Genomic DNA, 8449 nt, shown 5'->3' on the forward strand with positions numbered 1-8449 from the left:
GGATATTTCTTGGTTCATTGCCACATAATACATTTGATTCCTATATTGATATATAGGTAATAGTAGCTGTGCCTTAATGCCCAAATTGATAATTATTTTTTATTAATTTTAGATTATCGTACCTTTATAAACATAAATTGGCCTCATTGAACCACGTTCTCCATTTTCAGCAAGGCAAAAAGTAAAATCTTTATTTACAAAATAAATGGGCGGAAATATCCCATCATTTCTATTTTCAAGATAGGATAAAAACTTTTCTAAAGAAGATAAAAATAGATGTAGATTGTTGCCTTTTCCATCAATTAACACATAACCCGATATGTTTTTATCTATATCAAGATGATTAATATCAATTGCCCCTTGAGGCGAAATATATTGACTCCATAAAGGACCATGCGTTTTTATATCTTTTTTTATAAAAGGCTTTCTAAAATTATGAATTATGGCTTTTCTAATTTCTATTGCTTTATTTCTCTTAATATTAATGCCAAAAAAGTGGCTATATGTCGAAAACAATGTGTTCATGTAAATATCCTCAAACCTTAAGTACATAACCACAAGAGAATGGCATCAAAGTAGGCATAATGTTTACTCTATTGATCATGATTTCAATTATGATTAGTAAATACTATCTATGCAATAGATAAAAATTTATCTCGATAGTTTTGACTATTGATAATAGGTAGCATTATTTTTTATTTTATTTCTACAACACGCGTTATTTATTTTAGCCATTCACAAAATGCCAAAATGATCTATAGTAACGAGTAAATTATGATAATATTAACCTTATAAAAACTTAATGTAGGAAAAGAAAGATTATGATTCCTGATGTCTCAAAAGCACTTAGTTGGTTAGAAAAACACTATACCATTTTACAAGGTATTCAACGAGGCCTTGAACGTGAAACTTTACGCATTTTGCCTGATGGGTCATTGTCAAAAACGTCATTTCCGCCAAAAATTGGGGCAGCATTAACTCATCCGTGGATAACGACTGATTTTGCCGAATCAATGTTAGAGTTTATTACCCCCGTTAATAGCAATATTGACTATATGTTGACATTTTTGCGTGATTTGCATCGTTATGCTAGTGTAAATATTGGTGATGAAATGATATGGCCTTTAAGCATGCCTTGTTTTGTTGCTAATGAAGAAGATATTATCCTTGCACAATATGGTACTTCAAATGAAGGGCGCTTTAAAACAGTTTACCGAGAAGGGTTAAAAAACCGTTATGGCGCAATGATGCAGACAATTTCGGGGGTTCATTATAATTTTTCATTGCCCACTGCATTTTGGCAAGCAAGAGATGGAGTAAAAAATACCGAAGAAGGTAAAGCGGTCATTTCGGAGGGCTATTTTACGCTAATTCGCAATTATTATCGTTTCGGTTGGGTTATTCCTTATTTATTTGGTGCATCGCCATCGATGTGTTCTTCATTTATTCAAGATCCACAAAAAGCTAAAGCATTTATTGAGCAGACTAATGGAAACTGTTATTTACCTTATGCAACCTCATTAAGATTAAGTGACATAGGGTATACAAATAATGCACAAAAACAGCTTGGTATTACGTTTAATCATTTAGATACCTATGTTGAAGGCCTAAAACGTGCAACTCATACTAAGTCAGCAGAATTTGCTAAGTTAGGTATTAAGGTTGATGGTCACTATCGCCAATTAAATGACAATATTTTACAAATTGAAAATGAGTTTTATGCACCAATTCGACCTAAACGAGTACCAATGGCTGGGGAGTCACCGTCAGATGCTCTTTTGCGTGGTGGTATTGAGTATATTGAAGTGCGAGCATTAGATGTTAATCCTTTTTCACCGGTGGGTATTACCGAAGAGCAAATACGCTTTATTGATCTTTTCTTAATTTGGTGTGCATTAGCACCTGCTCCTGAAATGAGTAGCCAAGAGCTTGAATGTGCTAAACTAAATTGGAATAGAGTTATTATGGAGGGCCGAAAACCAGGGCTTGAAATCGGTATGGGTTGTGATAGCTATCGAGAGCCTTTGGCTAAAGTTGGGCATGAATTATTTAAAGACTTATTACGTGTTGCTGATGTTTTAGATCATCAAGACGATGAAAGAAGCTATCGCACTGTCTGCGAGCATTTAGACTTAATGTTTGATCAACCCGAATTAACTTTATCAGCAAGAACATTGCAAGCAATAAGTGATTTAGGCACGGAAAAATTTGGTTTAGCTTTAGCAAGTCAATATAGAAAACAGCTTATTGCTGAGCCTTTAGCATTATTAACTGATGGTGATTTTGTTCAACAACGTAATTTATCTATTGAAAAACAGAATAAAAAAGAGCAGAGTGATACTTTATCTTTTGATGAATATTTGAAGAATAAGTTGAACGGAAAAGATGTTTAAAAAACGACATTATACATTACGATATCAGGCAAGTAATGAAGTTGAATTAATCTTGCCTAATCAACCAATCATAGTAAATAAGCCGTTAATCGATCAAACTTCCTTTTCGGTTTTAGTTTGGAATATTTTTAAACAAAAAAAAGCTGACTGTATCGATATTCTTAAACGACATGCTGATAAAACTAAACTGATTTTATTACAAGAAGCTCAAACCACATTACCGTTACTTAATTTTATTTCACAACATAATAAAATTGCCGATCATGTTCCAGCATATTGTTTTAATGATATTTATGCTGGCGTAATGACAATTTCAGATGTATTACCAGCTTCTCTTTTTTCTTTCAGAGAAAGAGAGCCATTAATTCGTGTCCCTAAATCTGCTTTAATTACTATTTATCCTATCAACAATTCTAAAAAACAATTATTAGTTGCGAATATTCATGCTGTAAATTTCAGTATTGGTGTAAAAGCCTACCGCCAACAAATACGTATGCTATTAATTCGAATAAAAGAGCATAACGGTCCAGTTATTTTAGCAGGGGATTTTAATGCATGGAGCAAACAGCGACTAAATTTGTTGTATCATCTTGTGCGCTCAATTGAGCTTAAGCCTGTTAATTTTCCTGTGGATATTCGAAAAACATTTATGGGAAGACCACTTGATTTTGTTTTTTATCGAGGATTACAACTTAATGCTGCTGAAATCATTAGTACAACAGCTTCAGATCATAATCCTCTATTAGTCAATTTTAGATTGGATTTGCATTAGCAAGATTGATTGTTAAGATATCGCCTTCTTGTACTTTAGAATTCTTAAGATTATTCCACTGCAATATATCGGTAATCTTTACACGATAACTTTGAGCGATGGAGTAAAGGCTATCACCTGCTTTGACAAGATAGGCAATCTTTTTCACATTTCTAGAAAAACTCTCTTTACGTGCAATACTATTGTTTTGCATAAAGCCAGATCTAAATTCAAATGGCATATTAGTACGAGGAGTATCTTGTAGAAGTTCTGTAACCTCATTGACAACAAGGTTATCTGCTTGTAATTTTTTAAATAAATCTGCCGCATGAGCATAAGGAACAAGCAAATGGAAAGGACCATTTACTGTTTGTTGCACATACCCTGCATTATATGTTGTTAACTCATCAAGTGATAACTTAGAGTATTTAGCAATTTTAGCTAACGAAATATTTTTAGATATATCAATTCTAACAAGTGAGTTTTCATAATTGCAATCAGGTAACTTAATTCCATATCGTTTATTATTCTTAACAATATCAATAATTGCTAAAATTTTAGGGACATAATGCATAGTTTCTGTCGGCAATTCTAGTGCCCAATAATTAGTTGGTAAACCTTTAGCCTGATTTTTTTCAATGGCTCTTCTTATTCGACCTTCACCAGCATTATAAGCCGCCAAAGTTAATAACCAATCGCCGTTAAAACGGTTATTTAAATTTTGCAACAAAGAAATAGCCGAGTTAGTGGATGCAATAAGATCCCGACGAGCATCAAATGAACTACTTTGTTGTAGTCCGTATTCTTTAGCTGTAATTGGAACAAATTGCCATAATCCCGCTGCTTGTGCTGATGATGTTGCAAGTGGATCATAAGCACTTTCAATAAGAGGAATTAAAGCTAGTTCAGCAGGTAGATTATTTTTACGAAGTTGATTTATTATGTAATAGACATAAGGCTCTGAACGTGAAGCAATCGTTTCAAATCCTTTAGGATTACGTAATAATCGTTCTCTCTCTGCATTAACGCGACTATTTTCTGGAATATATGCGTCAATTTGATTAAGCATATATTGCCATGGATTTTGCGTGATAGATGCATAATTACGAGAACTATTTATATTATTAGCTGTGTTTCTGGAATACTTTATTTTAACTATAGGATTATATCGCGGTCCATTATGTTGACATGCGATTAAAAACAAACATAACGCTGTAAATATTAATAACTTTTTCATTGGTTCGTAAGTTTTCATCTAAATTGAGTTCGGTATTATACCTAAAAAATGTCTTTTTGGCTCCTAAAAAAAACAAACAAATCTAATTCATTGTTAAAATTGAATTTATTTTGCAATTGATTTTCATGGCATCGCAAAAATAAATTAATTTGTTTTTCTTTAGACAAAATAGACGGTAATGTTTGCGATTGTTTTGAGATCGAATTTAAGTAGCTTTTGATGTTTTCATCATCGGGTAGCATTTGAGAGGCAAATGCTAAATTGGATAGAGTATATTCATGCCCTGCACAAACTAAAGTATCGTTAGGTAGTTTTTTTAAATGATTTAACGAATCTAACATTTGCTGATAAGTCCCTTCAAAAACTCTACCGCAACCCGCTGAAAATAAAGTATCTCCAGAAAACAAAAAAGGCTTACAGTAATACACTAAATGACCAAGAGTATGCCCTGGTACAGCAATGACAGTAAAATTAAAATCACCAATACAAACGCTATTTTGATTAACAAGATAATTAATTGGTAAATCAATTTCGCTAGGGCCGTAGATTTCAATATTTTGATATTGATTTTTTAATTCATATACCCCCCCAGTGTGATCGATATGGTGATGAGTAATTAAAATTCCAAGGGGTAATAATTGATGTTTATTAATATAATTAATCACAGGTTCAGCTTCGCCAGGATCTATAATCACAGCTTGATTATTAGGATTAGTTAGAATCCAAATATAATTGTCTTTTAAGGATTTAATACTATGTAATTGATACATATTACGTTTATACCATTAGTTATTTTTCTAAAGCAAGTTAATTTATATTTGTTGAATAACACTATTTTATAAGTTAATTATCTACAGATTGTTCAAATATCATATCTTGTAAAGTAGGGGATTGAGCTTGTGTTTTAGCTATAATGTCACAACGTTCATTTTCAATATGCCCTGCATGACCTTTGACCCAAATCCACTCAATTTTATGAGGTTGCACTAATTCATCAAGCCTTTTCCATAAGTCGACATTCTTTACGGGTTTTTTGTTGGCTGTTTTCCAGCCATTTTTTTTCCAGCCATTTACCCAATTGATAATCCCATTACGCAAATATTGGCTATCAGAATATAGTTCAATTTGACAGGGATGTTTTAATTTTTCTAAAGCAACAATCGCAGCTAATAATTCCATGCGATTATTCGTTGTTTTAAAAAAACCTTCTGATAATATTTTTTCAGTTTCTTTATATTTTAAAATAGCCGCATAACCACCAGGACCTGGATTACCAAGGCAAGAACCATCTGTATATATTTCTATCTTTTTTAGCATGTTCTGATTTCTTTTCTCAATATTGTTGATCAAGTTTGTTGTTTTAGTTAAATTTTTTATTCCAATTGAAAGCATGCAATAATTGGGCTTTATTTTGTTTGTTGATTTCCCCCCACCAATTTAACCATTTGACCTTATTTCATCTATAGGTATCAGGTATCAACATTAAAGGGTTTTGGTGTTAGACTATACCATTAAAAACGTTTTTCCCCAATTACTGATATAAAAGAGAAGAAAGTGATACATAATCCTACACGCCAAATCGTATTAGATACAGAAACAACAGGTATGAATCAAGAGGGTAATAATCATTATGAAGGTCATAAGATTATTGAAATAGGTGCCGTTGAAGTCATAAATCGCCGATTAACGGGTAATCATTTCCATGTTTATATTAACCCAGAACGTTTGATTGATCAGGATGCTTTTAAAGTCCACGGTATAAGTGATGAATTTGTTAAAGATAAACCTATTTTTAAAAATATTGCCCACGATTTTATTAAATTTATTGATGGTGCCGAATTAGTCATTCACAATGCCTCGTTTGATGTAGGCTTTATGGATTATGAATTTCGTCTTTGTGGGCTAGATTTTAAAACTGCTGATCATTGTCTTGTTACTGATACCCTGTCTATGGCAAGGCGCCTATTTCCAGGTAAACGTAACAACCTAGATGTATTATGTGAACGCTATCAGATCGATAATTCTCATCGAACGTTGCATGGTGCTTTATTAGATGCCGAAATTCTAGCTGAAGTTTATTTAGCTATGACAGGGGGACAAACGACGTTATCTTTTAGTTCAGAAGACAATAATTTATCTTCATCTGAACCTAATGCAATAAAAAGAGTAGAGCGTAATGGGGTTCCTTTAAAAGTCATTAAAGCAACAGAAGATGAGCTTTTTGAACATGAGGCAGTTTTGAAGAAAATTGATAAAAAATGTGGCGGTGCATTATGGAATTCGTTGCAATGATTGTTTTGTATTCAATTAAATTTCAATTTAAAATTTTTTATTGACGAGACTAAAAATAATCTTTAATATTGCGCCTACTTTAGATGTTCTTCATCTAAGTGACTAAAAAGCGGAGCGGTAGTTCAGTTGGTTAGAATACCTGCCTGTCACGCAGGGGGTCGCGGGTTCGAGCCCCGTCCGTTCCGCCAATTCTTTAAGAATATCAATCGATTAAAGCACTCCGCAAAAGTGCTTTTTTTATTGCAATACTCTTTGTGTCAAATTTGTGGCACTTTCTGATAGCGCATTTTCCGAAGCTACTAGTAAATGCCTAGAAGATAAGTGAGCATATCTTCTAACTGTATCAGCTTTACTCCACGCTCCTAAATCCTGTAGCGCGTGTGGATGAGTACCATTCATTGAGTGTCTGCTTGCCCAAACATGCCTTAAATCGTGAAATCTAAGATGGGGTAGGCCTGCTCTTTTACGAGCGTTTCTCCATTCTTTTGAATTAGCGCGCTTTATTGGATTACCTTTGTAAGTAAAAACATTTGTTGGGTGTTTGCCTTGCAAATTTTCTAAAACATACAATGCAACGCTGTTTAATGGAATACCAATTCCTTTGGTTTTTACTTTACCGCTACCGATGTTAACCCATGCATGACGATTTTTAATATCAACATTTTCCCACAAAAGGCCTGTGATATTACTCATTCTTAAACCTGTTGCTAGTGCAAAAAGAACAATAGGTATTAAATGATCAGGTAGTTCATCAACAAGCCTTTTTTCCTGATTCGGTGTTAGCATAACTTGTCTTGGTGGTGGTTCTGGTAACATTTTTATAGCGGGTACTTTATCAATCATATCATTCTCATATGCGCAATTAAGTACGCCTCTAATTTGTTGCAGTACACCGTTAACAGTTCTGTTTTTTACACCTGTTTCCTGTTTTTCTTTTTTGATAAAGTTTATTAAATTGCGATCAATTTCTGAAATACATTTATTAGCTAAATATTTATCCAGCCAAATTAGATCGTAATTTTTATTTTCCTTTCTTTCTGGTTTCTCGTTTAACCAGACAACAACAGCTTCTATCCAAGTATATTCTGGTCGTTCACCCAATTTTGCCACTCGCCAGCTTGTATCATATTCACGAGCAGCTAGCTCTAATGCTTTTTGCTGATCGCTAGTCCCAGAGCTTTTGCGTACTCTTCCGGTACCATTCGGTGAGCTATACGCGTAGTGCCAGATTTCCCCTCGTTTGTATAATTTAATTGGTTGCTTTGACATTTTTTAAACTCCTCAAACTCTTTATGTCGCAGCACCTCTTGCGAGGTGTCATTTTGATTTCTTTTTATGTAATTATCAAGATCTTCCTTCTCAAAAAGCCAGTGTCCTTTTTTGCCGTTACGCTTGTATCCCTTGATAATTCCTTTTGATGCTTTAGCCCTAACATTAGTTGGATGCTCTTTTATATAACTCGCAGCTTCTTTTGTTGTGTAATACATAATTTTTATCTAAATTAATTTAATATTTTTCGCCAAATTTGGCGTTAATTCTTTGAGTTATTTGTTTCATATGCAACACACATTTGCTCTGCATCGAACATTGCATCATGTAGTGCGTTGTGTTTTATAAAATTAAATGACGGCGTATGACCTTCAATTTTTCCTTTTGTTGTTCGTGTTAATGTGTCAATATATGTTCTAACATCTCGAACTTGGTAATATAACCACGGCTTTTGTAATGAATATTCATTGAACGCATTTTCCAAAATAATAGGGTCAAAATTTGTTC

General features: G+C 33.4%; 10 protein-coding genes and 1 tRNA gene. 4 read left to right on the top strand and 7 right to left on the bottom strand.

The window, feature by feature from the left end:
• Window positions 1-108: 108 nt before the first annotated feature.
• On the bottom strand, window positions 109-525 hold the full coding sequence (locus A9G28_RS12405) for a hypothetical protein (RefSeq protein ID WP_065580880.1): 417 nt from the start codon (window positions 523-525) through the stop codon (window positions 109-111).
• A 296-nt stretch (window positions 526-821) separates the two neighbouring features.
• Here A9G28_RS12405 and gshA point away from each other — a divergent pair, with 296 nt between their 5' ends.
• On the top strand, window positions 822-2393 hold the full coding sequence (gene gshA, locus A9G28_RS12410; protein WP_065580881.1) for a glutamate--cysteine ligase: 1572 nt from the start codon (window positions 822-824) through the stop codon (window positions 2391-2393).
• Window positions 2386-3165: an endonuclease/exonuclease/phosphatase family protein gene (locus A9G28_RS12415; protein ID WP_065580882.1), complete on the top strand. Its 780-nt coding sequence runs from the start codon at window positions 2386-2388 to the stop codon at window positions 3163-3165. The genes gshA and A9G28_RS12415 overlap by 8 nt, the downstream gene beginning before the upstream one ends.
• Here A9G28_RS12415 and A9G28_RS12420 read toward each other — a convergent pair.
• From A9G28_RS12420 to rnhA, 3 genes are all read right to left on the bottom strand, one after another.
• Window positions 3146-4213, bottom strand: coding sequence for a transglycosylase SLT domain-containing protein (locus A9G28_RS12420; protein WP_176700628.1), 1068 nt, complete (start codon window positions 4211-4213; stop codon window positions 3146-3148). The genes A9G28_RS12415 and A9G28_RS12420 overlap by 20 nt on opposite strands.
• A gap of 209 nt (window positions 4214-4422) precedes the next feature.
• Window positions 4423-5151, bottom strand: coding sequence for a hydroxyacylglutathione hydrolase (gene gloB, locus A9G28_RS12425; RefSeq protein ID WP_065580883.1), 729 nt, complete (start codon window positions 5149-5151; stop codon window positions 4423-4425).
• A gap of 73 nt (window positions 5152-5224) precedes the next feature.
• Window positions 5225-5698, bottom strand: coding sequence for a ribonuclease HI (rnhA, locus tag A9G28_RS12430; RefSeq protein WP_065566966.1), 474 nt, complete (start codon window positions 5696-5698; stop codon window positions 5225-5227).
• 237 nt (window positions 5699-5935) lie between these two features.
• Here rnhA and dnaQ point away from each other — a divergent pair, with 237 nt between their 5' ends.
• Window positions 5936-6673, top strand: a complete 738-nt coding sequence (gene dnaQ / locus A9G28_RS12435) for a DNA polymerase III subunit epsilon (protein ID WP_081297789.1) — start codon at window positions 5936-5938, stop codon at window positions 6671-6673.
• Window positions 6674-6784: 111 nt separating this feature from the next.
• Window positions 6785-6861 (top strand) — tRNA-Asp (locus A9G28_RS12440).
• A 49-nt stretch (window positions 6862-6910) separates the two neighbouring features.
• On the opposite strand, the gene A9G28_RS12445 is transcribed toward A9G28_RS12440, so the two are convergent.
• The 3 genes from A9G28_RS12445 to A9G28_RS12450 all read right to left on the bottom strand — a co-directional run.
• On the bottom strand, window positions 6911-7927 hold the full coding sequence (locus tag A9G28_RS12445; protein WP_442903271.1) for a tyrosine-type recombinase/integrase: 1017 nt from the start codon (window positions 7925-7927) through the stop codon (window positions 6911-6913).
• Window positions 7819-8160, bottom strand: a complete 342-nt coding sequence (locus tag A9G28_RS14285) for a helix-turn-helix domain-containing protein (protein ID WP_081301588.1) — start codon at window positions 8158-8160, stop codon at window positions 7819-7821. The genes A9G28_RS12445 and A9G28_RS14285 overlap by 109 nt, the downstream gene beginning before the upstream one ends.
• 44 nt (window positions 8161-8204) lie before the next feature.
• Window positions 8205-8449: 3'-5' exoribonuclease domain-containing protein (locus tag A9G28_RS12450; protein WP_176702158.1), on the bottom strand; the 245-nt coding region annotated here is incomplete at its 5' end.

The organism is Gilliamella sp. Fer1-1, from assembly GCF_001690825.1.
Taxonomy (GTDB): Bacteria; Pseudomonadota; Gammaproteobacteria; order Enterobacterales; family Orbaceae; genus Gilliamella; species Gilliamella apicola_C.

Coding starts and splice junctions, on each gene's coding strand:
- A9G28_RS12405 (WP_065580880.1), bottom strand. CDS start 525: ATGAACACATTGTTTTCGACATATAGCCACTTTTTTGGCATTAATATT.
- gshA (WP_065580881.1), top strand. CDS start 822: ATGATTCCTGATGTCTCAAAAGCACTTAGTTGGTTAGAAAAACACTAT.
- A9G28_RS12415 (WP_065580882.1), top strand. CDS start 2,386: ATGTTTAAAAAACGACATTATACATTACGATATCAGGCAAGTAATGAA.
- A9G28_RS12420 (WP_176700628.1), bottom strand. CDS start 4,213: ATGCTTAATCAAATTGACGCATATATTCCAGAAAATAGTCGCGTTAAT.
- gloB (WP_065580883.1), bottom strand. CDS start 5,151: ATGTATCAATTACATAGTATTAAATCCTTAAAAGACAATTATATTTGG.
- rnhA (WP_065566966.1), bottom strand. CDS start 5,698: ATGCTAAAAAAGATAGAAATATATACAGATGGTTCTTGCCTTGGTAAT.
- A9G28_RS14285 (WP_081301588.1), bottom strand. CDS start 8,160: ATGTATTACACAACAAAAGAAGCTGCGAGTTATATAAAAGAGCATCCA.